General features: G+C 59.9%; 24 protein-coding genes. 6 read left to right on the top strand and 18 right to left on the bottom strand.

The window, feature by feature from the left end:
• Positions 1-26: 26 nt before the first annotated feature.
• The 5 genes from HU730_RS13355 to HU730_RS13335 form a co-directional block, all read right to left on the bottom strand.
• Positions 27-1,913, bottom strand: a complete 1,887-nt coding sequence (locus HU730_RS13355) for a cation-translocating P-type ATPase (RefSeq protein WP_034129169.1) — start codon at positions 1,911-1,913, stop codon at positions 27-29.
• A complete protein-coding gene (locus HU730_RS13350; protein WP_003195796.1) occupies positions 1,910-2,944 on the bottom strand; it encodes a protease modulator HflK in 1,035 nt (344 codons plus the stop codon). The genes HU730_RS13355 and HU730_RS13350 overlap by 4 nt, the downstream gene beginning before the upstream one ends.
• The gene (locus tag HU730_RS13345) at positions 2,941-3,942 is read right to left on the bottom strand and encodes a protease modulator HflC (protein ID WP_161793234.1); all 1,002 of its coding nucleotides are present in this window, start codon (positions 3,940-3,942) and stop codon (positions 2,941-2,943) included. The genes HU730_RS13350 and HU730_RS13345 overlap by 4 nt, the downstream gene beginning before the upstream one ends.
• A 9-nt stretch (positions 3,943-3,951) precedes the next feature.
• Positions 3,952-5,877: a protease modulator HflK gene (locus HU730_RS13340; protein ID WP_186527027.1), complete on the bottom strand. Its 1,926-nt coding sequence runs from the start codon at positions 5,875-5,877 to the stop codon at positions 3,952-3,954.
• Between the two features lie 134 nt (positions 5,878-6,011).
• Positions 6,012-8,534, bottom strand: a complete 2,523-nt coding sequence (locus HU730_RS13335) for an RHS repeat-associated core domain-containing protein (protein WP_186527026.1) — start codon at positions 8,532-8,534, stop codon at positions 6,012-6,014.
• Positions 8,535-8,968: 434 nt separating this feature from the next.
• Here HU730_RS13335 and HU730_RS13330 point away from each other — a divergent pair, with 434 nt between their 5' ends.
• The 6 genes from HU730_RS13330 to HU730_RS13305 are packed head-to-tail and all read left to right on the top strand — an operon-like array spanning position 8,969 to position 14,646.
• Positions 8,969-9,571, top strand: a complete 603-nt coding sequence (locus tag HU730_RS13330; protein ID WP_060763869.1) for a CDP-alcohol phosphatidyltransferase family protein — start codon at positions 8,969-8,971, stop codon at positions 9,569-9,571.
• A 28-nt stretch (positions 9,572-9,599) separates the two neighbouring features.
• The gene (locus HU730_RS13325; protein WP_186527025.1) at positions 9,600-11,348 is read left to right on the top strand and encodes a bifunctional alpha/beta hydrolase/class I SAM-dependent methyltransferase; all 1,749 of its coding nucleotides are present in this window, start codon (positions 9,600-9,602) and stop codon (positions 11,346-11,348) included.
• A gap of 2 nt (positions 11,349-11,350) precedes the next feature.
• Positions 11,351-12,649, top strand: coding sequence for a phosphatase PAP2/dual specificity phosphatase family protein (locus HU730_RS13320; protein ID WP_186527024.1), 1,299 nt, complete (start codon positions 11,351-11,353; stop codon positions 12,647-12,649).
• The gene (locus HU730_RS13315; protein WP_186527023.1) at positions 12,639-13,082 is read left to right on the top strand and encodes a hypothetical protein; all 444 of its coding nucleotides are present in this window, start codon (positions 12,639-12,641) and stop codon (positions 13,080-13,082) included. The genes HU730_RS13320 and HU730_RS13315 overlap by 11 nt, the downstream gene beginning before the upstream one ends.
• Positions 13,083-13,091: 9 nt before the next feature.
• Complete coding sequence (locus HU730_RS13310) at positions 13,092-13,712, top strand: lysophospholipid acyltransferase family protein (protein ID WP_034129175.1); 621 nt, start codon at positions 13,092-13,094, stop codon at positions 13,710-13,712.
• Position 13,713: 1 nt separating this feature from the next.
• Entirely contained in the window at positions 13,714-14,646 is a 933-nt protein-coding gene (locus HU730_RS13305) for a phosphatidate cytidylyltransferase (protein ID WP_096143019.1), read from the top strand.
• Positions 14,647-14,814: 168 nt separating this feature from the next.
• Here the strand turns inward: HU730_RS13305 and HU730_RS13300 are convergent, their stop codons facing one another.
• The 13 genes from HU730_RS13300 to HU730_RS13240 all read right to left on the bottom strand — a co-directional run bounded on the left by HU730_RS13300 (position 14,815) and on the right by HU730_RS13240 (position 26,706).
• Complete coding sequence (locus tag HU730_RS13300) at positions 14,815-15,180, bottom strand: hypothetical protein (protein WP_127880317.1); 366 nt, start codon at positions 15,178-15,180, stop codon at positions 14,815-14,817.
• 84 nt (positions 15,181-15,264) lie between these two features.
• Positions 15,265-17,097 (bottom strand): glutamine--fructose-6-phosphate transaminase (isomerizing), encoded by a 1,833-nt coding sequence (gene glmS, locus HU730_RS13295; protein WP_034129178.1) that lies wholly within the window; start codon positions 17,095-17,097, stop codon positions 15,265-15,267.
• Between the two features lie 10 nt (positions 17,098-17,107).
• Positions 17,108-17,875 (bottom strand): DeoR family transcriptional regulator, encoded by a 768-nt coding sequence (locus HU730_RS13290; protein ID WP_014720586.1) that lies wholly within the window; start codon positions 17,873-17,875, stop codon positions 17,108-17,110.
• 237 nt (positions 17,876-18,112) lie between these two features.
• Entirely contained in the window at positions 18,113-19,480 is a 1,368-nt protein-coding gene (gene glmU, locus HU730_RS13285; protein WP_186527022.1) for a bifunctional UDP-N-acetylglucosamine diphosphorylase/glucosamine-1-phosphate N-acetyltransferase GlmU, read from the bottom strand.
• A gap of 123 nt (positions 19,481-19,603) precedes the next feature.
• Entirely contained in the window at positions 19,604-20,020 is a 417-nt protein-coding gene (locus tag HU730_RS13280) for a F0F1 ATP synthase subunit epsilon (protein WP_003177061.1), read from the bottom strand.
• 44 nt (positions 20,021-20,064) lie between these two features.
• Complete coding sequence (gene atpD / locus HU730_RS13275; protein WP_003195827.1) at positions 20,065-21,441, bottom strand: F0F1 ATP synthase subunit beta; 1,377 nt, start codon at positions 21,439-21,441, stop codon at positions 20,065-20,067.
• A gap of 27 nt (positions 21,442-21,468) precedes the next feature.
• Complete coding sequence (gene atpG, locus HU730_RS13270) at positions 21,469-22,329, bottom strand: F0F1 ATP synthase subunit gamma (RefSeq protein WP_003233565.1); 861 nt, start codon at positions 22,327-22,329, stop codon at positions 21,469-21,471.
• 50 nt (positions 22,330-22,379) lie between these two features.
• Positions 22,380-23,924, bottom strand: a complete 1,545-nt coding sequence (atpA, locus tag HU730_RS13265) for a F0F1 ATP synthase subunit alpha (protein WP_003195831.1) — start codon at positions 23,922-23,924, stop codon at positions 22,380-22,382.
• 21 nt (positions 23,925-23,945) lie between these two features.
• Complete coding sequence (locus HU730_RS13260) at positions 23,946-24,482, bottom strand: F0F1 ATP synthase subunit delta (RefSeq protein WP_003195833.1); 537 nt, start codon at positions 24,480-24,482, stop codon at positions 23,946-23,948.
• Positions 24,483-24,494: 12 nt separating this feature from the next.
• The gene (locus HU730_RS13255; protein WP_003195835.1) at positions 24,495-24,965 is read right to left on the bottom strand and encodes a F0F1 ATP synthase subunit B; all 471 of its coding nucleotides are present in this window, start codon (positions 24,963-24,965) and stop codon (positions 24,495-24,497) included.
• A gap of 56 nt (positions 24,966-25,021) precedes the next feature.
• Complete coding sequence (atpE, locus tag HU730_RS13250) at positions 25,022-25,279, bottom strand: F0F1 ATP synthase subunit C (RefSeq protein ID WP_002555987.1); 258 nt, start codon at positions 25,277-25,279, stop codon at positions 25,022-25,024.
• A 133-nt stretch (positions 25,280-25,412) separates the two neighbouring features.
• Entirely contained in the window at positions 25,413-26,282 is an 870-nt protein-coding gene (gene atpB / locus HU730_RS13245) for a F0F1 ATP synthase subunit A (RefSeq protein WP_003195886.1), read from the bottom strand.
• Between the two features lie 16 nt (positions 26,283-26,298).
• The gene (locus HU730_RS13240) at positions 26,299-26,706 is read right to left on the bottom strand and encodes a F0F1 ATP synthase subunit I (protein ID WP_010565865.1); all 408 of its coding nucleotides are present in this window, start codon (positions 26,704-26,706) and stop codon (positions 26,299-26,301) included.
• Between the last annotated feature and the right edge of the window lie 49 nt (positions 26,707-26,755).

The raw sequence follows: 26,755 nt of genomic DNA, 5'->3' as shown, positions 1-26,755 counted from the left end.
ACAGCCGTGAGCAAATATTTCTGAAATTATTCGTCGAGTTTCAACAGCGGCTCCTGGAAGCGCAGTAAACGCCCGGCGTTCCCCAATACCAGCAAGGTGCTGAGGTTATGCAGCACCGCCGCGATCATCGCGCCCGCCGCCCCCAGCCAGCCAAATGCGGCGAACACCACAATGGCCAGTGTCCAGCCCAAGCCAATGATCACATTGACCTGCAACGTCTGCCGACACTGGCGACTCAAGCGCACACAGGTGCCCAGGCGGCGCAAGTCGCTGCCGATCAACACCACGTCCGCCGAGGCTAGGGCGATGTCCGCACCGCCCGCGCCCATGGCTACACCGACCACGCCGGCCTTGAGCGCCAGGGAGTCGTTGATGCCATCGCCCACCACCATTGGCCTGAAGCCACTGCTGATTTCGCCCAGTACGCGGTTGAGCTTGTCTTCCGGCAGCGCTTGGGCTTCGACATCACTGATGCCCACGTCCAGCGCCAGGCTGTCGGCCACGCTTTGGCGGTCGCCGGTCAGCAGCAGTTGGCGGCCCAGGCCCAAGTCACGCAGCTCTTGCAGGGCCTGGCGCGCTTCGGGTTTGACGCTGTCGGCCAACAGCAGCCAGGCGAGGAACTCGCCGTTCAACGCCAGCCCGGCAATCGGGCCATCATGGGTGGGCACGGCGGTGGTGACGATGCCCAACTGTTCAAACAACTCCGGCCGTCCCAGCGCCGCTTCGCCCTGCTCGGTCTGGGCGACCACGCCCAGGCCCTGACGCTCGCGGATGTCGCTAAGCACCAGCATCTGCTCCTGGGTCGCCAACCCCGCCAACGCTCGGCTGACCGGATGACTGCTTGCCGAACCGAGGCTGGCCGCCAGGTTCAGCAGCGCTTGGCGATCCGGCGCGGCGGTTTCGATGGACTGCAAACGCAGGGTGCCAAAGGTCAGGGTGCCGGTCTTGTCGACCACCAGTGATGTCAGGTCGGCCAGTTCTTCCAGGAACGCCGAGCTGCGAATCAGAATGCCATGGCGCGCCGCCACGGCGATCCCCGCAATCGCGGTGGCCGGCGCCGACAGCACCAAAGCGCACGGACACGCCGCCACCAACACCGCCAGCATCGCCTGCGCATCGTTGGTGACAAACCAGGTGACCGCCGCCAGCAACAGCACCAACACCATATAGCTGCCGGCGTAGCGCTCCAGCAGCCGGGTGATCGGCGGCTTGGAACGCTCGGCGTTCTGCATCAGCGCAATGACTTTGCCCAACGTCGATTCGTTGCCGGTACGCGTGACCTCAAGGCGCAGCAGGCCATCGAGGTTGATCGCCCCACCAAACACCTGCACGCCCACGCTGGCTTCCAACGGCACCGACTCGCCGGTGATCGGCGCCGTGTCCAGGCTCGCCTGGCCGGACAACACCACGCCATCGGCCGGCACGCGGTCACCGGCACGCACTTCGACGACATCGCCGGTGTTCAAGGTGCCGTTATCCACTTCGGTGATGCTGCCGTCCGCCTGCACCAGGCGGGCGTGGCTGCGGGTGAGTTTGCCCAGGGCATGGATCGCTTCCTGGGAGCCAATCACGCTGCGCTCTTCCAGCACATGGCCAAAGATCATGATGATCGGCAGCAACGCGGCGGTGAGCAGATCACCGGTGGCCCAGGCGCCGAGCATGGCCAGGGCGATCAATTGGTCGGTGATGCCGTGCAGGCTCGGAAAGCGCAGGCTGTACCAGGCCGAACGCATCACCGGCACCGCCACCAACAGGGATGCCACGCCAAGCAGCAACTGGCTGACGCCGCTCTGGTCGGGCGCGAGCCAGCGCCACACCAGGCCCAGCACGAGCAAGCCCAGGGCGAGCATCGCCAAGGTCAATTGCCGGGCAGCGCTGCGCTGTTCGGCAGAGGTCAGCATGGGTGCGCTCATTGTTCGGCTCCCTGGATGATCAAGCGGGAGTCGTCTTTGGGATCGACGGTGGTCACTGAACCGGCCTGGCCGAGAATCTTCGGCAAGCGTTCACGGTACAGGCGCAACAGCAAACCGGGGTCTTTGACCTGGGCCAGGCTGGCAACGGTAGCGGTCTGCGCCTGGGCATTGGCCAAGCGCTCACTGGCCTGGGCATGGGCGACTTGCACCTGGCGATCAGCTTCCTGGTTGGCGGTCTGGGTGAGTTTTTCCGCTTCAGTGCGGGCGTTGGCCACGGCTTTATCGGCTTGCTGGCTGGCGGTCAATACCGCGTTGAACGCATTCACCGCAGGCCCTGGCAGGCTCGATTGCACATCGACGCGGGTGGCTTCGATACCCAGCCCCAAGCCGCTGGCCGCCAACTCCGCCAGGCGTTTATTAATGCCTTGCACCAGGTCGCCGCGCAGCCGCTCACGGCGCTCGGCGGCGCCATTGTCGCTGCCGATCAGTTCCGGGCGTGCTACCAGGATGGTGTCCAGATCCCGCGCTGCGGTGAGGGCCACGGCGCTGCGTGTCACCAACCGATCCAGGGCCGGCAGCACGTGGTCGCCCTGCAACACAAAGGCGTAGGGTTCGGTCACCTTGTAGAACACCCGCACGTCCAACTGCACCACCCCGGCATCGCCGGTCAGCAGGTAGCCGGAGCCGGCCAGGGCATCGCTCAAGGGCGTGGCGAAACTGGCCACGCGATCGGCCTGCAGCGCCGCATCGGAACGCAGCAGGTTTTCCACCCGCCGTTCGATCACCCGGTCGGCCGCTGGCAGCAGGACGACTTGTTCGAAAGGCTGCGGCCAAGCCAGCAACAATCCGGCGTTCTGAATGCGATCGAGGGCGCCAAAATGCAGGACCACGGCGCGATTCTGCGGGTCGATCTGGCGCACATTGGAAAAGGCCCAGGCCAACGCCGCCAATACGGTGACCGCGTACAGTGCCAGGAACGTCAGGCGCCCGGCCTGGATCCACGGGCTGTCCGGGCTTTCAGGCTCGCTCATGGCTGCAGGTCCTTCGGCCCATCCACCAGGGCGCGAAACGGCGCGGCGTCGGTGCGCAGGATGATCTTGGTCCCCGGCGTGACCACCGTGCCCAAGGTATCCAGCGAACGCAGCAGGTTGTACAGCTGCGGATTGCCAGCGTAGGCGCGGCCATAAATCTGCGCGGCTTCAACCCGCGACTGCGCTTCGATGTCGGCGGCTTTCACGGTGGCATCGGCCTGCATGATGCGCGCATCACGCTCGGCAGCGGAGCGGATCTGCGCCGCTTCGCGCTTGCCCACGGCGGTGCGTTCGGTGGCGATGGTTTCACGCTCGGCGCGCATGCGGTCAACCGTGGCGGTGAGGGTCACCGATGGCAACGTCAAACGCTCGATACCGACCTGCGCCACGCGCACACCATAGGTGGTGAGCAATTGTTGATCAATCTGCTGGCGCAACTGCGCTTCAAAATCGGCGATGCGCACTTGGCTGGCGTCGGTATTGATCAAGCTGGACAGGTCAAAGCTGGCTGCCGTGGTTTCCAACGCAGAGCCGACGAAGGTACGAATCTGCCGCGCCGCCTCATCCGGCTGGTTCTGCACCGCACGCATAAAACGCTGCACGTTGTCGGCATCGCCCTGCACCTGCCACGCCACATAGGCCTGCACAATAATCCGCAAGCCATCGCGGGTGCCCACATCCTGCAAGCCGCTGGACGTAGTGCGCAGGCGCAGGTCCACCGGGATCGCTGCTTCGAACGGTGCCGGCCAGCGCCAGCCCAGGCCCGGCTCCAGCAGCACGCGCGCAGGGTTGCCGAAGCGGGTAATCACCGTGGCCTCGCCGGAACGCACTTGCACCAGGCTCGCCGCTGCCACGGCAAACAGCACCAGCAACACCGCCCACGCCATGCGCCGCCAGGGAAAAGGCCCGGTCGCCTGCTCATCGCCGTGATGGTGATGGTGGTGGCCGTGATGGTGGTGATGACCGTGATCATGATCGTGGGAATGAGCGCTCAACAGACGAACTCCTTATTGAACGGCTTTGCGCGGCGCCGACGGGTCGGCGGGCAAGGTAAAAGAACGTAGATCGATCGTCGGCGCACTGTCGGCACCCAAACGATGATCCAGAATAAGCAGCTTGGCCTGAGCCAGGCCCTGGCTCAGTTGGCCCAGGTACTGTTCCAGCACGAAGGCTTGGCCCGCAGCGGCGTAGGCTTTTTGTTCGGCGGCAAAGCGCAGGTTCGCTGCTTGGGCGCCGGCATTCACTTCGCGGGCACTGGCCTGGGCCTGATCGCGGGCGGTACTGGCTTGAAGCAGCGCCTGGTTGGTCTGTTCGCTGGCGGCACCGCGTTCACGGGCGATCAGCGCCTGGGCGCCAATCTGGGCGGCTTGCACACCGTGATAAGCGTTGGCGGCCCCGGCCGGCGGATGGATCGCCTCGACCACCGTGGCGAGGATTTCCACACCGCTGTCGAGGGTTTGCAGGTCGTCTTGCACGCTGCGACCAATCTCGTCGGCGAGGCTGGTGCGCTCCTCCCCGAGCAATTCATCCAGGGTGCGCGAGGCAAAATCGTGCACCAGGATGCGGCTGGCGGTGCTGCGGATCAGGGTCGGGATATCCGCGCTGTTGTAGGTGGCGGCAAGCGCAGCCTGATCGGTGAGGCCGATGCGGTAGACAAAGCGCACGTCCATGTTGACGATCTGGAAGCCCTGCTTGTTGCCACTGCTGCTGGCAATAACCTGGGATTTGTCATTCACATGGCTGGCGTCCCACAGGCGGTTGGCGATCAACGGCGCCGGGCCTTCGGCTGCGGCCAACTGCGGTGTGGCGGCGTCACTGACGCTGGTCGCCAGCTCATGCACCACGCCGTTTTCCACGTTCAGTACGCGGCCCAACGGCCACGGCAAACCCGCATGCAGCCCGGGGCCGAACACCTCAACCGGTTTACCAAAACGCTCATAAATCCCACGGCCTTGCAGGGGCACTTCATGCACACCGGTCAGCGCCCAACCTACCCCCAGCACCACCAGCAGCACCGGGAAAAACGCTCGGCGCATGTAAGTGAAGGCCCAGATCTGGCGCAGGTCGATGCCAAAACGGTTGTGCAGTTCATGCTGCAACGCCAGCAACGGCTGCGGCGGCCAACGCAGCAGGCCGGCAATGAAACTCTGCGCCATCAAGCGCGGTTCGAGGCGCGGCTGGCGCGGGCTGAACAGCGAGAGCACGCCCCGGAGCAGGAACTCCAGCGCCACCAGCGCCGGCAACAGGCCGACGAGTGTCGCCAGGCGCAGCGGCCACACCGACTCCGCATTGGCAAACAGCAGGCAGATCGCGCTGAGCACCAAGCAGATAATTGCCATCCGGCTCAACTGCGCCAGCTGCGAGGCTTCCGGCCATTGGGCGGCAGTTTCCTGGGCCAGGCGGCGTTCGAATACCAGCAGGCCAAACGCCAGGGCCAATGCGAGCGCTGCGCCAATACTTGCCGACTGCCCGATGGCGGCAGCGGGCAAGCCCAGGTTCCAGAACTGCAGGATGCTGACCAGCGCCAGCAACGACCAGCCGCCCAACCACAGCACCGGTGCGCCAATCTGCGCCAACAGGCCGTTGCCGAACCGGTTGATCAGGCCCTTATGCCAGGGTGTGGGCTCGATGGATTGTTCGACCGCTTCACCGCGCGGCACTTCCAGCGCCTGGGCACGCCAATCGGCCACCCACCAGGCCGACTGCAAGCCGGCCACCAGCAGCAGCAAGGCCGACGCGCAGTTGATCAAAACCACCGGCCAGATCGACACGGGTGCAAACAACGCTACGAACAGCGCCAATATCCAACCACTGAGGGCCAGGGTTGTCAGGCCGATACCGGCCTGGCGCAATCGACGGGCGTGGAACAGCCCCTGCTGAAAACGCGCGAGGCCTTCAACCGAAGCCCCATCAGCCTCTAGATCCACTTGCATCTGCTCAACGCCCATTTGCACACAATTCGTTACGATATAACACGAAGCGTGAAATTTTTGTTCTCAACCCCGTTCGCACATTTAGGTCGAGGAGCACTCGCAAAATATCCGTCGGCTGTCCGGCCTTCACAGAGTTACCTCAGGGCACGTCGGGCACTGCTACCTTGAATGACTCTACGCATGTTTCGCCAAACACGATGGGCAACCCGTGAGACAGGGTTGCGCGCCGCACGGCGCAAGTCTCGCTCTACTGCTCGAGTCAAAGCCTCCAGGGACGGGCTCCTAACCATCGGAGCGGGTTCGAGAACAGGCTGAGGCTCGACATGAACCTCTATGATGTCAACGTCCGCCCCCAGTTGATAATCGTAAACTTCCTGTCGCGTGATACCCGTAGCACGCAGGCCGAAAGCAGTCATGATTCTCTGAGTTGAACGGCCATTGCCCTCACTGGCCAAAAACCGCTCCAGCATGCCTTCCTGCTGCTGCGTAGCAAGCAGAGCCTCATTGTTTTGAACGTTCCAGCGCACAATGGCTTGCGGTAAAACACCGTAAAAATTGTTATGCCTTGAAATCACTTCATACTGATGCCAGGTAACGTCGGTAGCATTGGGCCCCTCTACTGGCGCACGGTAGTTTTCCATCAAGCGCCAGCGGCCGGGCAAGAATTCGTTTCTGAACCGATACCTGCCTGGGATTGAAGCAGACGTGTAAGTAGACTCAACGCGGTGCTCGCCATACATACGGTGAGTCATGCTCCTCTCCACGGCGTCCCGGCGCTCGGCGGCGACGTGAGCATCCACGTCACGACGCCGGAATGTCTCTGGATTCTGTCGATAAGCCGGAACATGGGCACTGGAGGAATTATCCGAATAGTCGTCGGCGACTTCCGGAGCCCTGCCATCGTGGTCTCGATACCGGAGCGGATTATTTCGGACCATTCGATACAGATTCAGCCCATCGATTTCGCCCGAGGGATCCGGGTTGATCCAGCGCATCAGCCATGGCGCATAGTAACGCGAACCGTAATAGTACAATCCGGTCGCATCCCGCTCTTGGCCTGAATAACGGATGGTCTTGCCATTAACATGAGTCTGACTTCTGACCGCCCACCACGCCGTACCACCGAAGGGGTAATACCCCTCATGACTGATCACGTCGCCATATTCATCGAGTTCCAACGCAACGCTGCCCAGATGGTCATCAACGTTGTAGCGCCACTGTGGGACAGGTAGTCTCTTGCGACCGTTCGCTCGCCAGTTTAACCGTCGAACTTGACTGCGCCCTAACGCCACGCTGATGACATGCAGGACTTCTCCCGTCGCCGTATCGCTGTGTATCTCCAAACCCGGCAGATACATGACCTGGGCCACATGCTCAACAGACTTTGCCTGCCACACTCGTACCTTGCGTCCACGCTGCCCAGTGCCATGGTAGAAATACCGTTCGTTATCCGCAGGCCCCGCCTTGCGCAGCACCTGGGTGACTTGGTGCAATTGATTACGGGCGTCCCATGTCATCCTCTGCGCGCCGTCCAACATCAACAAATTGCCGTTTGCATCAAACCCATTGGCTAAATCCGGTGGATTCATCTCATCGGCCATGTACATGCTTCGATTACTACGCTCGGCTGTCTTCATCATGCGCAAGGGTTCGCTGCCATGCTTGAGCGTGATTAGATTTCCGCCGAGGTCATAGGTGTAAACCTGCGTGTAGTTACGCAACCGACTCGCGTCACCTCCTCCTGGTAGTACAACACCGGGCAGGCCAGGCTGAATGCCGGCCAGGACGCTTTCCCGTCCGGTGGCCTCAATCAAATGGTAAAGCGTGTCGTAGCGATAAGTGCTAACGGGGACAATTCGTTGAGAATCAAACCATTGGGTTGGTTGTGCCCGGTCCTCCAAGCATTGCAGGTTACCCACGGGGTCCCACTGATAATGTAGGTCCTGGAGTACTTTATCCTGCCGGATTGTGTTCAGTCTTAATAGTCGCCCACTGCGGGCGTCGTAGCCGGGCCGGGAAATGACACCATTACCCGCCAGCTGGGATTCGACTTGACCACAAGCGTTATAGCGGACCGCGCTGAGCAGCAATTGCTCCGGTTTTCCATCCTCAGTCAGACTGGATTGAACCAGTTCACCCGCCACGTTGTAGCAATGGCTCTGCACATTCGCCAACGCATCGGTTTGGCGGAGCAACTGATTCAACGCATCGTGATGCCATTGCGTGAGATACCGCATTGCCGCGCCTTGGTGATCTGTCTCCAATAACGCGTCGCGCTCATCCAAAGACTCAGGCCAATCCGCGGGTACCAATGCCTTGAGAAACTGTTGAGTCTGGCCTGCAACGTGCCCCAGCAAACCGTAATCGACAAAAACCTGGCTGCCGACCCCATCGTCATGCCGAACCAGCCGACCGCAACGATTGCCCATTTCAGTCGATGATCCGTACGTCAGCCGCTCGACGAAGGTCTGGAGAGTGGTCGCTGACTCTTCGCTCACACTAACCTGACGTATTTGGGAGTCATAGCACACCCGCCGGACAGTACCCCGCCCATCCCAACTATGCAGCGTTTGAGCTGCGTCGCCCACAAGGTTGACACGCCAGCCCGCATCTACGCTTTCAACACGCAACAGCTGGCCCGACAGACTATGGGTCATAACTTGGTTGGGCTCCCCTGTTTCACCACCCGTTGCCCACAATCGCGTGTCCCATTGTGCATGCACTCGACCAAGGACATCGCGCGAATACCTTTCGGTACGTGCCTGCAGTGCCTCGTCTAATGTCTGTCGGTGATACGCAACGACCGCTACTTGCAACCTACGCGCGTCTGTCACCCTCAGAGTCGGTGTCTGTCGGTGCAAAGTCGAAGACATTTGCGACCCTCTGCGTGTGTAGAGATGTAACTATAGACACGAACTCGATCACCTGCTGTTGAGGCCCCATAGGACGCTCCCACAAGCGGTGATTGATTATGCTCAAGAGCGTGACTAATCCCCTATAAACACGAGCCATCACTGGTGTCGGCTGCGATTAGTCGGCACACTTCAAAACAGTTTTTCGCGGGTTCACGGACAAGGAAGCGCCACCCCCCATGATTTCCATCTACCAACTCAAACCGCGTTTTCAAAACCTGCTGCGGCCTCTCGTGCAGCGCCTTTATGACAACGGCACCACCGCCAACCAGATCACCGTGCTGGCCGGGGTTGTTTCCCTGCTGGTGGGGCTGTTGATCGCGGGCTTTGCCCAACACCTCTGGCTGTTTGCACTGATCCCGCTGTGGATGATTGTGCGCATGGCGCTCAATGCCATCGATGGCATGCTGGCCCGGGAATTCGGCCAACAGTCGCGCCTCGGTGCTTACCTCAATGAATTGTGCGATGTGATCGCCGACAGTGCGCTGATCCTGCCCTTTGCATTGATCCCCGATGTGAGCCTGGCGCCGGTGCTGCTGGTGACGCTGCTTGCGGTATTCAGCGAATACGCCGGAGTGCTGGGGCCGATGGTGGGCGCGTCGCGCCGTTATGACGGGCCCATGGGCAAGAGTGATCGGGCGTTCGTACTCGGGGTGCTGGCCACGGGTGTGGCGCTGGGATGGCTCGGCGCCGGTTGGGTGGAGGCGGTGATGTGGCTGGTCGCCGCCCTGCTCGCCTATACCTTGGTCAACCGGGTGCGTCAGGGCCTCAAAGAACAATAATCTCTCCCTTCTGCATAAGGATTTTGCGATGCGCGAACAGCAACAGCACACCTTCAGTACCCATGATGGTGTCGAGCTTTTCTATCGGCACTGGCCGGCCACGGCAGGTGTCGGGCCGCGCAAGGCGATCCTGTTGTTCCATCGCGGCCATGAGCACTCGGGGCGTATTGCCCACTTGGTGGATGAACTGGGCCTGCCTGAATTCGACTTCTTCGCCTGGGACGCCCGTGGCCACGGCCAATCCCCAGGCGAGCGCGGCGACAGCCCCAGCTTTGCCACCAGCGCCCGCGATGTGCAGACTTTCTGTGACCACATCAATGCCACCTACGGCATCGAGGAGGAAGACATCGCCGTCATCGCCCAAAGCGTCGGCGCGGTGATCGCGGCCACCTGGGTTCATGATTACGCGCCAAAAATCCGCGCCCTGGTGCTCGCCTCGCCAGCCTTCAAGGTCAAGCTGTACGTGCCCTTCGCCCGCCCCGGCCTGGCACTGATGCGCAAGTTTCGTGGCAACTTTTTCGTCAACAGCTACGTCAAGGCCAAGTTCCTCAGCCATGACCCCGAACGCGTGGCGTCCTACGACAGCGATCCACTGATCACCAAGGCCATTTCGGTGAATGTGCTGCTGGGCCTTTACGAAGCGGCCGACCGGGTTGTCGCCGACGCCCAGGCGATTCAGGTGCCGACCCAACTGCTTATTTCGGGCTCCGACTTTGTGGTGCACCGTAAACCCCAGCAGCAGTTCTTCGACCGCCTCGGTAGCCTGAAAAAAGAGCTGCATATCCTCCCCGGCTTTTTTCACGACACCCTCGGCGAACGTGATCGCGCCGTGGCTGTAACCAGCGCCAAGCGCTTTATCTTGCAGAACTTCGCCCACCCGCTGGACCGCGCTTCTTTACTGGATGCAGACAAACTTGGCGCCACGTGCGCCGAATCCGAATCCCTCGCCGCGCCGTTGCCACGCAATTCACTGCGCGACCTGTACTGGCGCATGACCCGCGCCAGCATGGGCTTGGGCAAGAACCTGTCGGATGGGGTGAAGCTGGGCTTCGACACCGGCTTCGATTCCGGCAGCACCCTGGACTACGTGTATCGCAATAAGCCTACCGGCAAGGGCGGGCTGGGGCGGATGATCGATACCAACTACCTCAATTCCATCGGCTGGCGCGGTATTCGCCAGCGCAAGCTTAATGTCGAGGAACTGCTGCGCCTGGCCATGGCCAAGCTGCGTGATGATCACCGCGAAGTCCGTATCGTCGATATCGCCGCCGGCCACGGCCGTTACATTCTTGAAGCCTTGCAGGGCGTCTCGCCGTTGCCGGAGTCGATCCTGCTGCGCGACTACAGCGATATCAATGTGCGCGACGGTGGCGCGCTGATTCGCGAAAAGGGTTTGGGGGACATCGCCCAGTTCGTCAAAGGCGACGCGTTCGACCGCGCCGACCTGGCCGCCCTCGACCCCAAGCCGTCCCTGGCCGTGGTGTCTGGCCTGTACGAATTGTTCGCCGATAACGCCATGGTCGGCGGTTCACTGGCGGGCCTGGCCGAAGCCGTGGAGCCAGGTGGTTACCTGGTCTACACCGGCCAACCTTGGCACCCGCAGTTGGAGCTGATTGCCCGTGCGCTTACCAGCCACCGTCAGGGTCAGGCTTGGGTGATGCGCCGGCGCAGCCAGCCGGAAATGGACCAACTCGTCGAAGCAGCGGGCTTTCGCAAGATCACCCAGCGCGTGGATGAGTGGGGCATTTTCACCGTGTCCCTGGCACAGAAGATCTGAACATGCGCGAAACCGGTTTATTGAAACCTGCGGTGCTTTGGCTGCTGCTGTTGGCGCCGCTGTTTTTCAGCACCTACGGCTTCGCCACCTGGGTCACCAGCCAGCGCAGCGACGTCGGCACCCTGGTGTTCGGCTGGGAAACACACATGCCGTTCTGGGCATGGACCATCGTGCCCTACTGGTCCATCGACCTGCTTTACGGCTTCTCGTTGCTGCTACCCAACACGCGTCATGAGCTCAAACAGCATGCGCTGCGCCTGCTGAGTGCGCAGGTGATAGCCGTGAGTTGCTTCCTGATCTGGCCACTGCGCTTCACGTTTGAGCGGCCGGAACTGGACGGTGTGTTCGGTTGGTTGTTTGCGGTGCTGGCCGGTTTTGACAAGCCCTTCAACCAGGCGCCTTCGCTGCATATCGCGCTGCTGGTGATCCTGTGGGTGATGTACCAACGGCATACTCAAGGATTCTGGCGTTGGGTGGTGCACGGCTGGTTCGCGCTAATCGGGGTTTCGGTGCTGACCACTTATCAACATCACTTTATCGACTTACCCACAGGCGCCCTCGCGGGGTGGTTGTGCGTGTGGTTATGGCCGATGGAGCACCCGAGCCCCTTACTGAATGCACGGCTGACGCGGGATAACCAACGATGGCGGCTAGGGATACGCTATGGGCTGGGCGCAGTGATACTGACAGTGCTGGCCTGCGTATGCGGTGGCGCTTGCCTGTGGCTGCTATGGCCTGCGGTTTCTCTGGGGTTGATCACGGCCAACTACCTCGTACTCGGCGCGTCGGGCTTTCAAAAACGTGAGGATGGCCACCTTACGCCTGCGGCACGCTGGTTATATGCACCTTATCTAGCGGGCGCCTGGATCAATTCGCGGCTGTGGACGCGCAAACATCCTCAGGCCGATCCGATTGTGGATAACGTCTGGCTCGGGCGTATTCCTGCCACCCGCGAGCTGGGTTCATTCAAGGCCATTGTCGACTTATGCGCCGAACTGCCGATTAATCCACAGGGCCGTGCTTACGCCCGCGTGCCCGTGCTGGACCTGATCGCCCCAACCCCCGACGAATGCTTGAAAGCGGCCCACACCATTGAACGCCTGCAAGCGAGCGGCCCCCTGTTGGTGTGCTGTGCCCTCGGTTACTCACGCAGCGCCACTGCCGTCGCCGCCTGGCTGTTGAACACGGGGCGAGCCACCACGGTTGAGCAAGCGCTGGCTATTATTCGTACAGCGCGGGCCGATGTGGTCCTGCACCCCGAACACCGTCAAGCATTGGAGGGTTTGCCAAATGCCTGCTGATATGGAACTCCAGGTCGTCGCCAGCCTGTTGCGCCGCGGCCGCTCCCTGGATCAGTTATCCACAGGCCTGACGTTGCTAGGCGTGCTGTTCGGCCTCGCCCAACTGCTGTTGGCCAGCATTTCCACCATTTGTCTGCTGTTGGCCCTGTGGATGATCGTGCTGGGCCTGCTGCAAAAGTATTGGGCGCTGCGGGTGGCCTTTGACGCCGACCTGTTCGCCCTGCTCGCTCGCGACACCACCCGCGCGCCAGACCTGGACCAGGCCCTGCAAACCCTTGGCCTGCAATCGCCCAAGCGAGCCGGTCGGCCATGGACTGAACGCCGTCGCGGCGCCCTCAAACTGCTGCGTAAACAAGCCTGGCTGCTGGGCGCGCAAGCGCTGTTGACCCTGGGCGTCATTCTCGCCAGCCCTTGGCTACCTTTCGCCGGATAAGGAATTCCCATGTTCGAACCCGTGGTCGCCACGCTGATTACTTCCATGGCCCGCACCGTCACTGGCGCCCGCAGCCTGTGGCTGGGGTGCGCGCCGGTCCCGGTGCAGCGGATCTACTTCGCCAACCACAGCAGCCACGGCGACTTCGTCCTGGTGTGGGCATCACTGCCGCAGAACCTGCGCAAATTCACACGCCCGGTGGCCGGCAGTGATTACTGGAACAAGAGTGCGCTGCGCCGCTACATCATCAATCGAGTGTTCAATGGCGTGCTGATCGACCGTGAGCGCAAGGACCCTGTGGACAACCCATTGCAGCCCATGCTTGCGGCGTTGGAGGGCGGCGATTCGCTGATCATTTTTCCCGAAGGCACGCGCAATCTGGAGGATGGCTTGCTGCCGTTCAAAAGCGGTTTGTACCACCTGGCAAAGAGTTACCCACAGGCCGAGCTGGTCCCGGTGTGGATAGCCAACCTGAACCGGGTTATGCCCAAGGGCCGCGTATTGCCACTGCCCTTGTTATGCACCACCAGCTTCGGTGCCCCCCTGCAACTGGAAGAAGGCGAAGACAAAGCCGACTTCCTTGCCCGCAGCCGCGACGCCCTGCTCGCCCTTGCCCCGGAGCATTCCTGAGATGGATAGCCAAACCCTGATGTTATTTGGCGGCATCGGCGCGATCCTGGTCATCGCGTCGCTGATCGGCCTGATCCTCAAGCTGCGCACCCGTGGCAGCCCGAATGCCGTGATCGACAACCTCAACGCCCGCATCAACGCCTGGTGGGTGATGGTGGTGGTGATCGGCATCGCGTTCTGGCTCGGCACCGGCGCGGTGATCCTGCTGTTCTACGCGGTGTCGTTCTACGCCCTGCGCGAGTTCCTCACCCTCACGCCCACCCGACGCAGCGACTACCCGGCCCTGGTGGCCGCGTTCTACCTGGCCCTGCCGCTGCAATACCTGCTGATCTACGCCGACTGGTACGGGCTGTTCTCGATCTTCATCCCGGTGTACGTGTTCCTGCTGCTGCCGATCCTCGCCTCCCTGGGCGGCGACAGTACGCACTTTCTGGAACGGGCATCGAAGGTGCAATGGGGGCTGATGATCGCCGTGTTCTGCGTGTCTTTCGTCCCGGCACTACTGACCTTGGACATACCGGGCTACGAAGGCCGTAACCTGCTGCTGATCGCCTACCTAGTGATCGTGGTGCAGCTGTCGGACGTGTTGCAGTACGTGTGCGGCAAGCTGTTCGGCAAACACAAGATCGCGCCCAACCTGTCGCCTTCGAAAACCGTGGAAGGCTTTGTCGGCGGGGTCCTGTTGTCATCCCTGATCGGCGCAGCACTGTGGTGGACCACACCATTCAATCCCTGGCAGTCGTTCCTGATCGCGCTGCTGATCAACTTGCTGGGGTTTGCCGGCGGGATCGTGATGTCGGCGATCAAGCGCGACCGCGGCGTGAAGGATTGGGGGCATATGATCGAAGGGCATGGCGGGATGCTGGATCGGCTGGATTCGGTGTGCTTTGCGGCGCCGATTTTCTTTCATCTCGTGCGCTACTGGTGGACCTGACCCACCCCTTTCTCAAACCCGATGGAGGTCAAAATGTGGCAGCTGGCTTGCCTGCGAAAGCGGTAGTGCAGTAACAGATGCAGCGACTGACACGCCGCCTTCGCGGGCAAGCCCGCTCCCACAGGGGATATGCGCCTACCTGTAGGTTTTATGGTGCTTTCAATACCTCTAGCCAGTGATCTCGATATAGCTCGACTCTCCGCCTCCGGTCGCACCCGATAGCCAGCCCCAAACGAAACTGAGGGTAGTGCGCCCGGCGTGACCAACACCTACCGTGCCTCGTGACCACCCTGCGAGCAGCTCCCCGTCCAGGGTGACACACTGATAAAGCAGTTCGATAGTGTCTGGGCCGGTCACCCGCCCGACCTGCGTTCCCAGGCGAATTCGGCCACCCTGATAAGTGCTCGAAATCACCCCGTCTTCGACTTTGTAATGAAACACGGTGCCGGTACCGGACAAGCCTTGCGCGTTATTCGCGACCACAAACCGACGATTGTGCAGACGTGCGTGGACGGTAGAAGAAGGGCTTTGCATCAATACGCATCCTTGAATTGAGCGAATCCAGAACGAAAAAAAGGGGCTGTTTAAAACAGCCCCTTTTGGGTACGCCAGTGAGGCTTATTCCACCGTCACCGACTTGGCCAGGTTACGCGGCTGGTCAACGTCGGTGCCTTTGAGCACGGCGACGTAGTACGACAGCAACTGCAGCGGGATGGTGTAGAGGATCGGCGACAGTGTGTCGTGGATGTGAGGCATGTTGATCACATGCGTGCCTTCACCATTGGTCATGCCGGCCTTCTCATCGGCGAAGACGATCAGTTGGCCGCCACGGGCGCGTACTTCCTGCAGGTTGGACTTGAGCTTCTCCAGCAGTTCATTGTTTGGCGCCACGGTAACCACTGGCATATCGTCATCCACCAGGGCCAATGGGCCGTGCTTCAGCTCGCCGGCCGGGTAGGCTTCGGCGTGGATGTACGAGATTTCCTTGAGTTTCAGCGAGCCTTCCATCGCCACCGGGTATTGCGCGCCACGGCCCAGGAACAGGGTGTGGTTCTTGTCAGCGAACAGCTCGGCGACTTTTTCCACGGTGCTGTCCATGGCCAAGGCTTCACCCAGGCGGGTCGGCAGGCGACGCAGTTCTTCCACCAGGGTGGCTTCGACACCTTCGGCGAGGGTGCCGCGCACTTGGCCCAAGGACAGGGTCAGCAGCAACAGGCCCACCAGTTGGGTGGTGAAGGCTTTGGTGGAGGCCACGCCGATTTCGCGACCGGCCTGGGTCAGCAGGGTCAGGTCGGATTCACGCACCAGGGAGCTGATGCTGACGTTGCAGATCGCCAGACTGCCGAGGAAGCCCAGCTCCTTGGCGTTGCGCAAGGCAGCCAGGGTATCGGCGGTTTCACCAGACTGGGAAATGGTCACGAACAGGGTGTCGGGCTGCACCACCACCTTGCGGTAGCGGAACTCGCTGGCGACTTCGACCTGGCACGGGATGCCGGCCAGTTCTTCCAGCCAGTAACGCGCCACCATACCGGCGTGGTAGCTGGTGCCACAGGCGACGATTTGCACATTGCGCACTTTGGCGAACAGTTCGGCGGCTTGCGGGCCGAAGGCGTTCACCAATACTTGGTTCTGGCTCAGGCGACCTTCCAGGGTGCGCTGTACCACGGACGGCTGCTCGTGGATTTCCTTGAGCATGAAGTGGCGGAACTCGCCTTTGTCGGCGGCTTCGGCGCCATCGCGGTATTGCACGGCTTCGCGCTCGACGGATTGACCATTCACATCCCAGATCTGCACGCTTTCACGGCGGATGTCGGCAATGTCGCCTTCTTCCAGGTACATGAAGCGGTCGGTCACTTGGCGCAGGGCCAGTTGGTCAGAGGCAAGGAAGTTCTCGCCCAGGCCCAGGCCGATCACCAATGGGCTGCCACTGCGTGCGGCAACCAGGCGGTCAGGCTGGCTGGCGCTGATCACGGCCAGGCCGTAGGCGCCATGCAGTTCCTTGACCGTGGCCTTGAGGGCGGTGGTCAGATCGCTGTGATCCTTGAGCTTGTGGTTGAGCAGGTGGGCGATCACTTCGGTGTCGGTGTCCGAGGTGAAGACGTAGCCCAGGCCCTTGAGTTGTTCACGCAGCACTTCATGGTTTTCGATGATGCCGTTGTGCACCACGGCCAGGTCGCCGGAGAAGTGCGGGTGAGCGTTACGCTCGCACGGTGCACCGTGGGTGGCCCAACGGGTGTGGGCAATGCCCAGGCGACCTACTAGCGGCTCACCGGCCAGGGCTTGGTCCAGTTCGCTGACCTTGCCCGGGCGGCGCATGCGCTCCAGCTTGCCGGCGTTGGTGAAGACGGCCACACCGGCGCTATCGTAACCGCGGTATTCGAGGCGCTTGAGGCCTTCGATCAGGATGGCAGTAACGTTACGTTCGGCGACTGCGCCAACAATTCCACACATGGTGCTTCTCCTAGATGATTGCCGCGCATATCAGCGTAATGCCGCGGGCTTGGATCTGGTCGCGGGCCTCGAGCGGCAGGCGATCATCGGTAATAAGGGTATGGACGCTGCTCCAGGGCAGTTCCAGGTTGGGAATCTTGCGGCCGATCTTGTCGGACTCGACCATCACCACCACTTCACGGGCGACCTCGGCCATGACGCGGCTCAAGCCCAGCAGTTCGTTGAAGGTGGTGGTGCCGCGCTGTAAATCGATGCCATCGGCACCGATGAACAGCTGGTCAAAGTCGTAAGAACGCAGGACCTGCTCGGCGACCTGGCCCTGGAACGAATCCGAATGCGGGTCCCAGGTACCCCCGGTCATCAACAGCACCGGTTCATGTTCCAGTTCGCTCAAGGCGCGGGCCACGTTCAGGGAGTTGGTCATCACCACCAGGCCCGGCTGATGGCCCAGTTCGGGGATCATCGCGGCGGTGGTGCTGCCGCTGTCGATGATGATGCGCGCATGTTCACGCAAACGCTTCACGGCCGCACGGGCGATGGCGCGCTTGTAGACCGAGATGGGCTGGGCAGCGTCACCCACCAGCTCTTGGGGCATAGTGATTGCACCGCCGTAGCGACGCAGGAGCAAGCCGTTACTTTCGAGGGCAGCAAGGTCCTTGCGGATGGTCACTTCCGAAGTTTCGAAATGTTTGGCCAATTCGTCCACGCTGACTTCGCCCTGTTCGTTGAGCAAGGTCAGGATATTGTGGCGTCGTTGGGGGGTGTTTCGTTTCGACATGGTAGTGATAAGTTTCGTTTCGAAAGATAACGAAGGCAATCAAAACCTATTGGTGAAAGATCGTCAAGAGGCGGAAGGCATTTTGTACAGCTTTCGGACATGCCACTAAACAACTATGGGAGCTGGCTTGCCTGCGATAGCTGCGTGTCAGGCGACATCATGATGAATGTCAGACCGCTATCGCAGGCAAGCCAGCTCCCACAGGAGTGAGTCTCAACCTATCGAGTTGTGGATAACTCAGCTCTTTTTGATTTTGACCGGGCGTTTCCAGCCGTCGATGTTGCGTTGGCGAGCGCGGGCAACGGCCAGTTGGGACTTATCCACATCCTGGTTGATGGTCGAGCCCGCTGCGGTGTTGGAACCATCGCCGATGGTCACGGGAGCAACCAGCGAGTTATTGGAGCCGATGAACACGTCTTCACCAATGGTGGTCTGGTACTTATTGGCACCGTCATAGTTGCAGGTGATGGTGCCAGCGCCGATGTTGGTGCGTGCGCCGATGACGGCATCGCCCAGATAAGTCAGGTGGCCGACTTTGGCGCCTTCGCCGAGGTGAGCGTTTTTCAGTTCGACAAAGTTACCCACATGGGCCTGGGCCCCCAGCTCACTACCCGGACGCAAGCGCGCAAACGGCCCGGCATCGCTGCCCTCGCCCATCACGGCACCGTCGATATGGCTGTTGGCCTTGACCACCACGCCTTTGCGCAAGGTGCTGTCCTTGATCACGCAGTTCGGGCCGATGACCACACCGTCTTCAATGATCACGCGGCCTTCGAGGATCACGTTGATATCGATCAAGATGTCGCGGCCCACCGTGACTTCGCCACGTACATCGAAACGCGCCGGGTCTCGCAGGGTCACGCCCTGGGCCATCAGGCGCAGGCCTTCGCGCAGTTGATAGTGACGTTCCAGCTCTGCCAGTTGTTTGCGGTCGTTGGCGCCCTGCACTTCCATCGGATGATGGGGCTGCTCGGTGGCGACCAGCAGGCCATCGCTGACGGCCATCTCGATGACGTCTGTGAGGTAATACTCGCCTTGGGCATTGTTGTTGGACAGGCGGCTCATCCAGTCGGCGAGCTTGTTGGCAGGCACGGCGAGAATGCCGGTATTGCCTTCAGTAATCGCGCGCTGGGCTTCGCTGGCATCCTTGTGTTCAACGATGGCAGCCACCTTGCCGTCGGCGTTGCGCACAATGCGGCCGTAGCCCGTAGGGTCATCCAGCTCAACGGTCAGCAGGCCCATCTGGCCAGGCACCACGTGCTTGAGCAGGCGTTGCAAGGTTTCCACTTCAATCAGCGGGACATCGCCGTAGAGGATCAATACCGTGTCCGCGGTGATGAAAGGCACAGCCTGCGCGGTCGCGTGGCCGGTGCCCAGTTGCTTGTCTTGCAATACGAAATTCAAATCGTCCGCGGCAAGGCGTTCCCGTACCACATCGGCACCGTGGCCAATCACCACATGAATACGTTGTGGGTCCAATTGGCGGGCGCTGTGGATAACATGGCCCAGCATGGAGTTGCCCGCGACCGGATGCAGTACCTTGGGCAGGGCTGAACGCATGCGGGTGCCCTGGCCTGCGGCGAGAATGACGATTTCAAGAGACATGAATGGCTACCAATCCTGGGCGGTCCGGGTTCAGACCAAAGAAGTGTTTTGCAAAAAAAGAAAAAGGGTAGCCGAGGCTACCCTTTTTAATCAATCACGCATCAAGCAAAACGGCGTGGCCGCTTACTTCTTGCGGATCTGCTGGAGAGTACGCAGCTGGGCTGCGGCCTCGGCCAGACGGACTGCAGCAGCGCTGTAGTCGAAGTCTGCGCCTTTTTCGTTCAGCGCCTTCTCGGCAGCCTTGACGGCTTCCTGAGCGGAGGCTTCATCCAGGTCGCCAGCACGTTGCACGGTGTCGGCAAGTACCTTGACCATGTTCGGCTGAACCTCGAGGAAACCACCAGAGATGTAAAACACCTCCTTTTCCCCGCCTTGCTTGGTCAGAGTGATCGGACCTGGCTTCAAGCTGGTGATCAATGGCGCGTGGCCCATGGCAATACCCAGGTCACCGAGTTCGCCGTGTGCAATCACCATTTCTACCAGACCGGAGAAGATTTCCCCTTCCGCGCTGACGATATCGCAATGGACTGTCATAGCCATCTGATTGCCTCAACCTGATGAGCGCCCGTTTCCGGGCGCCAGGATTACAGTTTCTTGGCTTTCTCGATCGCTTCTTCGATGCCGCCGACCATGTAGAACGCTTGTTCTGGCAGGTGGTCGTAGTCACCGTTGAGGATGCCTTTGAAGCCAGCAATGGTGTCTTTCAGGGAAACGTATTTACCCGAGGCACCGGTGAAGACTTCAGCCACGAAGAACGGCTGCGACAAGAAACGCTGGATCTTACGAGCACGGTTTACCAACTGCTTGTCGGCTTCCGACAGCTCGTCCATACCCAGGATCGCAATGATGTCCTTCAGTTCTTTGTAGCGCTGCAGCACGTACTGAACGCCGCGAGCGGTGTCGTAGTGCTCCTGGCCGATCACGTTCGGGTCCAGCTGGCGCGAAGTCGAGTCGAGTGGATCGACCGCTGGGTAGATACCCAGGGAAGCGATGTCACGGGACAGAACGACGGTGGCGTCCAAGTGGGCGAAGGTGGTGGCTGGCGACGGGTCGGTCAAGTCATCCGCAGGTACGTATACCGCCTGGATCGAGGTGATCGAACCTTCCTTGGTCGAAGTGATACGTTCTTGCAGAACGCCCATCTCTTCAGCCAGGGTCGGCTGGTAACCTACTGCAGAAGGCATACGGCCCAGCAGTGCGGATACTTCAGTACCGGCCAGGGTGTAACGGTAGATGTTGTCGACGAACAGCAGAACGTCGTTACCTTCGTCACGGAACTTCTCGGCCATGGTCAGGCCAGTCAGGGCTACGCGCAGACGGTTTCCCGGCGGCTCGTTCATCTGACCGTAAACCAGTGCCACTTTGTCCAGAACGTTGGAGTCCTTCATCTCGTGGTAGAAGTCGTTACCCTCACGAGTACGCTCACCCACACCTGCGAACACGGAATAACCGCTGTGCTCGATGGCGATGTTACGGATCAGTTCCATCATGTTTACGGTCTTGCCTACACCGGCACCACCGAACAGACCGACTTTACCGCCTTTGGCGAACGGGCAAACCAGGTCGATAACCTTGATGCCGGTTTCCAGCAGGTCGTTGCCGCCCGCTTGTTCTGCGAACGAAGGTGCTGCGCGGTGAATGCCCCAGCGCTCTTCGGTGGCAATCGGGCCAGCTTCGTCGATCGGGTTGCCCAGTACGTCCATGATCCGGCCCAGAGTCGCTTTACCGACCGGTACGGAGATGGCAGCGCCAGTGTCGACAACGTCCAGACCGCGCTTCAAGCCTTCGGTGGAACCCATCGCAATGGTACGAACTACGCCGTCGCCCAGCTGCTGCTGAACTTCCAGGGTAGTTTCCGCGCCTTGTACTTTCAGCGCGTTATAGATGCTCGGTACGCTGTCGCGTGGAAATTCCACGTCGATAACGGCGCCGATGATTTGAACGATACGTCCGCTACTCATAGCTGGATCCTCTGAATATTTGAACCGTTAAACCGCGGCAGCGCCGCCGACGATTTCCGAGATCTCTTGGGTGATCGCAGCCTGACGCGCCTTGTTGTAGATCAGCTGCAAATCGCTGATCAGATCACCGGCGTTATCGGTAGCGTTTTTCATCGCGATCATCCGCGCCGCTTGTTCAGCTGCGTTGTTCTCGACCACCGCCTGGTACACCTGCGACTCCACGTAGCGCACCATCAAGCCGTCAAGCAGCTCTTTGGCGTCTGGTTCGTAGAGGTAGTCCCAGTGGTGCTTGAGTTCCTGATCCGGAGTCGCCACCAGTGGAATCAATTGCTCCACGGTTGGCTGCTGGGTCATGGTGTTGATGAACTTGTTGGATACCACGGAGAGGCGATCAATACGGCCTTCCAGGTAAGCATCCAGCATCACCTTCACACTGCCGATCAAATCATTGATCGACGGCTCTTCACCCAGGTGGCTGATAGCTGCAACGACGTTACCGCCGAAGTTGCGGAAAAAGGCCGCACCCTTGCTACCAACAACACACAGATCAATCTCGACGCCGTTTTCGCGGTTTACCGCCATGTCCTTGACCAGGGCCTTGAACAGGTTGGTATTCAGACCACCGCACAAACCACGGTCACTGCTCACTACCACATAACCCACACGCTTGACGGCGCGGTCGATCATGAACGGGTGGCGGTATTCCGGGTTGGCGTTGGCCAGATGCCCAATTACCTGGCGGATACGCTCCGCATAAGGACGGCTAGCAGCCATGCGCATTTGTGCCTTGCGCATTTTGCTGACCGCCACTTTTTCCATGGCGCTGGTAATTTTTTGCGTGCTTTTGATGCTCGCAATCTTACTGCGAATCTCTTTTGCGCCTGCCATGTAACACCTATCAGGTTAGCAAGCGGGAGCCTTGCGGCTCCCGCTGCGGCTTACCAGGTTTGGGTGGCCTTGAACTTCTCGATACCGGCTTTCATGCCAGCGTCGATATCGTCATTGAAGTCACCCTTCACGTTGATCTTCGCCATCAATTCGGCGTGATCGCGGTTGAAGTAAGCAATCAGCGCTTGTTCAAAGCTGCCGACCTTGGCGATTTCAACGTCGGTCAGGAACCCACGCTCAGCGGCATACAGCGACAACGCCATGTCAGCGATCGACATTGGGGCGTATTGCTTCTGCTTCATCAGCTCGGTAACGCGCTGACCATGCTCAAGTTGCTTACGGGTCGCTTCGTCCAGGTCAGAAGCGAACTGGGCGAATGCCGCCAGTTCACGATACTGAGCCAGAGCGGTACGGATACCACCGGAGAGCTTCTTGATGATCTTGGTCTGAGCGGCACCACCCACACGGGATACCGAAACACCGGCGTTCACTGCAGGGCGGATGCCCGAGTTGAACATGGCCGATTCCAGGAAGATCTGACCGTCGGTGATGGAAATCACGTTGGTCGGAACGAACGCGGAAACGTCGCCAGCCTGGGTTTCGATGATCGGCAGTGCGGTCAGGGAACCGGTTTTGCCGGTCACTGCGCCGTTGGTGAACTTCTCTACGTACTCTTCGGAAACGCGGGATGCGCGCTCCAGCAGACGGGAGTGGAGATAGAACACGTCGCCTGGGTAAGCTTCACGGCCTGGTGGACGGCGCAGCAGCAGGGAAATCTGGCGATAAGCCACTGCTTGCTTGGACAGATCGTCATAAACGATCAGCGCGTCTTCACCGCGGTCGCGGAAGAATTCACCCATGGTGCAGCCGGAGTACGGTGCCAGGAATTGCAGCGCAGGAGATTCCGAAGCACTGGCAGCCACGATGATCGTGTTGGCCAGGGCGCCGTTTTCTTCCAGCTTGCGAACTACGTTGGCGATGGTCGATTGCTTCTGACCGATGGCTACGTAGACGCAGAAAATGCCGCTGTCTTTCTGGTTGATGATCGCGTCGATCGCCAGAGCGGTTTTACCGATCTGACGGTCACCGATGATCAGCTCACGCTGGCCACGGCCGACTGGGATCATGGCATCGACAGCCTTGTAGCCAGTCTGTACAGGCTGGTCTACCGACTTACGCCAGATCACGCCTGGAGCAACTTTCTCGACCGCGTCGGTCTCGGTGTTGCCCAGTGGACCTTTACCGTCAACAGGGTTACCCAGTGCGTCGACTACGCGACCCAGCAGTTCCTTACCAACCGGAACTTCCAGGATGCGGCCTGTGCACTTGGCGCTCATGCCTTCAGCCAGACTGGTGTACGCGCCCAATACAACGGCACCTACGGAGTCTTGCTCCAGGTTGAGGGCCATACCGTAGACGCCGCCCGGAAACTCGATCATCTCGCCGTACATTACGTCGGCCAGACCGTGAATCCGCACGATGCCGTCAGATACGCTGACGACAGTGCCTTCGTTACGGGCTTGGGAGGTCACATCGAGCTTGTCGATGCGGCCCTTGATAATTTCACTTATTTCGGAAGGATTGAGTTGCTGCATTGCTCTGCTGCCCCTTCAAACTCAAGATTTCAATGCTTCGGCAAGTTTCGCGATTTTGCCGCGAATCGAGCCATCGATAACCAGGTCGCCGGCACGGATAACAACACCACCAATAAGCGATGCGTCCTCCGAAGCTTGCAGGCGCACTTCCCGATTGAGTCGTGCACTGAGAACCTTGGCGAGTTTGTCTTGCTGTTCTTGGTTCAATGCGAAAGCACTGGTCACTTCAACGTCTACCGATTTCTCTGCTTCGGCCTTGTACAGGTCGAACAGAGCGGCGATCTCCGGCAATAGCGGGAGACGGTCGTTTTCGGCAATGACGTGGATGAAGTTCTGCACCTTCACATCAAACTTGTCGCCGCACACTTCAATAAAAGTGGCGGCCTTGTCTGCGCTCGTCAGGCGCGGGGCCTTGAGCACGCGCTGCATTGTGTCGTCTTGCGACACTGCTGCAGCCAGGCCGAGCATGGCTGACCAAGAGGCCAGCTGCTGGTGGGCCTGGGCGTGCTCGAAGGCTGCCTTAGCGTAAGGTCGGGCCAACGTGGTCAGTTCTGCCATGATCGCCCTCGCTTAAATTTCAGCAGCCAGTTTGTTAACCAGCTCCGCGTGCGCGTTTTGATCGATTGTGGCACCGAGGATCTTCTCAGCACCGCCAACGGCCAGAGCACCCAGTTGGGCACGCAGCGCGTCTTTGACACCGTTCAGTTCCTGTTCGATCTCGGCATGAGCCGAAGCCTTCACACGGTCAGCTTCGACGCGGGCTTTTTCAACAGCCTCTTCGACGATCTGGTTACCGCGTTTCTTGGCTTGCTCAATGATCTCGGCTGCCTGTGCTTTAGCTTCGCGCAGTTGCTGACCCACTTTCTCGTGGGCCAACTCCAGGTCGCGAGCTGCACGGCTGGCAGCGTCCAAACCATCCGCGATCTTCTTCTGACGTTCGTGCAAAGCCGCGATGACCGGAGGCCACACGAACTTCATGCAAAACACTACAAAAATGAAGAACGCAACGGATTGGCCAATCAGGGTTGCATTAATGTTCACGCCAACACCTCGCTCATTCGTTGTCCATCACCCCAATCACTCGAAAAGTCGAGTGATTAGCCAGCGAGTTGACCAACGAAGGGGTTCGCGAAGGTGAAGAACAGTGCGATACCAACGCCGATCATGGTCACGGCGTCGAGCAGGCCGGCGACGATGAACATTTTAACTTGCAGCATTGGGACCATTTCTGGCTGACGCGCTGCGCCTTCCAGGAATTTGCCGCCCAGCAGGCCGAAACCAATGGCAGTACCCAGGGCGCCCAGGCCGATCAACAGTGCAACAGCGATAGCGGTTAGACCAACTACAGTTTCCATCTTTCCTCCCGACTTTTACGTCGTATGGTTTAGGTTTTTTAGATTTTAAAGCGGTAAAACAAATCGTTTCATAGCCCTGTTGGGCCACCTTCCCGTTTGACCGGGAAGGACATCAGACTAGTCGAGACTGGTCTTAATGGTTCTCTTCGTGCGCCATCGACAGGTAGACGATGGTCAGCATCATGAAGATGAAGGCCTGCAGGGTAATGATCAGGATGTGGAACACAGCCCACGCCCACTGCAGAACTACGCCCAGGCCGCTAAGCCAGAGCAGACCGCTGCCGAACATCACAGCGATCAGAATGAACACCAGCTCGCCGGCATACATGTTGCCGAACAGTCGCAGAGCCAGGGAAATCGGCTTGGCGATCAGGGTGACGAATTCCAGCAGGAAGTTCACCGGGATCAGCAGGGCTTGAACGAAGATGTTCTTGCTGCCGAACGGGTGCAGGGTCAGTTCGCCAATGAAGCCGCCGATGCCCTTGACCTTGATGCTGTAGAAAATGATCAGCGCGAATACCGACAGAGCCATGCCCAGTGTGGCGTTCGGGTCAGTGGTGGATACGGCGCGGAATGGAATGTGCGGGTCGCCGGAGATCGCCATGGCCAACTGAGGAATCCAGTCCACCGGAATCAGGTCGACGGCGTTCATCAGGAACACCCAGACGAAGATGGTCAGTGCCAGCGGTGCAATCACCGGGCTACGGCCATGGAAGCTGTCTTTCACGCTGCCATCGACGAATTCGACCAATACTTCAACGAAGTTCTGCAAAGCACCTGGCTGACCGGAAGTCGCCTTCTTTGCCGCCATGCGGAAAATCAGAACGAAGATCAGGCCCAATGCGACCGACCAACCCAGAGTATCCAGGTGGAAAGCCCAGAAACCCATTTCTTTGGCTTCTGCTGCGGTGTGGGCAAAGCCCCAGCCGCCATTAGGAAGCTGACCGAAGGTCAGGTTCTGCAAGTGGTGCTGGATATAGCCCGAAGCGGTTGTTTCTGCCATGGTTGCCTCAAACGCCCTAAGGTTTCGAAAGTCTTGTTTTCATTAGCAGGGGAGCGAACCAGCTGACCAGTTGGGTCAACACGAAGACGCCGAATACAGCCAGCGGCGCCAATGGCTTCACACCTGCAAAGGTCAGTGCAAACAGCACTGCCGTCAAAATCAGTTTCCCCGCCTCGCCGGCATAAAAAGACCGGACGATAGCCTGGGCTGCTCGGGCGCCGGAAAACCGAAAGGCCCTGTGAGCAAAATACATATTGGGCAGCAAGGCTATCAGGCCTCCGCAGAGTCCTGAATACCCGGCTACGACTCCATGCCAATACCAAAGCGCCAATGCGGCGATCAGCAAAATGACAAATTGAGCCAGTAGAACCGGAAAAACAGCCAAGCGATGGAACGGCAACGTGTTTGGCGTGCGGGTTTCCATCACTCTTGCTCCTCAATGGTCGGCTGCCGGAAATCAATAACTTGGCATA

The organism is Pseudomonas sp. SWRI22 (assembly GCF_014268395.2).
Taxonomy (GTDB): Bacteria; Pseudomonadota; Gammaproteobacteria; order Pseudomonadales; family Pseudomonadaceae; genus Aquipseudomonas; species Aquipseudomonas paracarnis.
Note: the sequence above shows the minus strand (reverse complement) of the source record. Positions and strands in the feature narration are given on the sequence as shown.

Excerpts from the sequence above, each read along its gene's own strand:
- HU730_RS13320 (WP_186527024.1), top strand. The coding sequence starts at position 11,351 with ATGCGCGAAACCGGTTTATTGAAACCTGCGGTGCTTTGGCTGCTGCTG.
- HU730_RS13305 (WP_096143019.1), top strand. The coding sequence starts at position 13,714 with ATGGATAGCCAAACCCTGATGTTATTTGGCGGCATCGGCGCGATCCTG.
- HU730_RS13340 (WP_186527027.1), bottom strand. The coding sequence starts at position 5,877 with ATGCAAGTGGATCTAGAGGCTGATGGGGCTTCGGTTGAAGGCCTCGCG.
- HU730_RS13355 (WP_034129169.1), bottom strand. The coding sequence starts at position 1,913 with ATGAGCGCACCCATGCTGACCTCTGCCGAACAGCGCAGCGCTGCCCGG.
- atpA (WP_003195831.1), bottom strand. The coding sequence starts at position 23,924 with ATGCAGCAACTCAATCCTTCCGAAATAAGTGAAATTATCAAGGGCCGC.
- HU730_RS13300 (WP_127880317.1), bottom strand. The coding sequence starts at position 15,180 with ATGCAAAGCCCTTCTTCTACCGTCCACGCACGTCTGCACAATCGTCGG.
- atpD (WP_003195827.1), bottom strand. The coding sequence starts at position 21,441 with ATGAGTAGCGGACGTATCGTTCAAATCATCGGCGCCGTTATCGACGTG.
- glmS (WP_034129178.1), bottom strand. The coding sequence starts at position 17,097 with ATGTGTGGAATTGTTGGCGCAGTCGCCGAACGTAACGTTACTGCCATC.
- HU730_RS13335 (WP_186527026.1), bottom strand. The coding sequence starts at position 8,534 with ATGACCCATAGTCTGTCGGGCCAGCTGTTGCGTGTTGAAAGCGTAGAT.
- atpE (WP_002555987.1), bottom strand. The coding sequence starts at position 25,279 with ATGGAAACTGTAGTTGGTCTAACCGCTATCGCTGTTGCACTGTTGATC.
- HU730_RS13325 (WP_186527025.1), top strand. The coding sequence starts at position 9,600 with ATGCGCGAACAGCAACAGCACACCTTCAGTACCCATGATGGTGTCGAG.
- atpB (WP_003195886.1), bottom strand. The coding sequence starts at position 26,282 with ATGGCAGAAACAACCGCTTCGGGCTATATCCAGCACCACTTGCAGAAC.
- HU730_RS13330 (WP_060763869.1), top strand. The coding sequence starts at position 8,969 with ATGATTTCCATCTACCAACTCAAACCGCGTTTTCAAAACCTGCTGCGG.
- HU730_RS13290 (WP_014720586.1), bottom strand. The coding sequence starts at position 17,875 with ATGTCGAAACGAAACACCCCCCAACGACGCCACAATATCCTGACCTTG.
- atpG (WP_003233565.1), bottom strand. The coding sequence starts at position 22,329 with ATGGCAGGCGCAAAAGAGATTCGCAGTAAGATTGCGAGCATCAAAAGC.
- HU730_RS13315 (WP_186527023.1), top strand. The coding sequence starts at position 12,639 with ATGCCTGCTGATATGGAACTCCAGGTCGTCGCCAGCCTGTTGCGCCGC.
- HU730_RS13240 (WP_010565865.1), bottom strand. The coding sequence starts at position 26,706 with ATGGAAACCCGCACGCCAAACACGTTGCCGTTCCATCGCTTGGCTGTT.
- HU730_RS13260 (WP_003195833.1), bottom strand. The coding sequence starts at position 24,482 with ATGGCAGAACTGACCACGTTGGCCCGACCTTACGCTAAGGCAGCCTTC.
- HU730_RS13280 (WP_003177061.1), bottom strand. The coding sequence starts at position 20,020 with ATGGCTATGACAGTCCATTGCGATATCGTCAGCGCGGAAGGGGAAATC.
- glmU (WP_186527022.1), bottom strand. The coding sequence starts at position 19,480 with ATGTCTCTTGAAATCGTCATTCTCGCCGCAGGCCAGGGCACCCGCATG.
- HU730_RS13350 (WP_003195796.1), bottom strand. The coding sequence starts at position 2,944 with ATGAGCGAGCCTGAAAGCCCGGACAGCCCGTGGATCCAGGCCGGGCGC.
- HU730_RS13310 (WP_034129175.1), top strand. The coding sequence starts at position 13,092 with ATGTTCGAACCCGTGGTCGCCACGCTGATTACTTCCATGGCCCGCACC.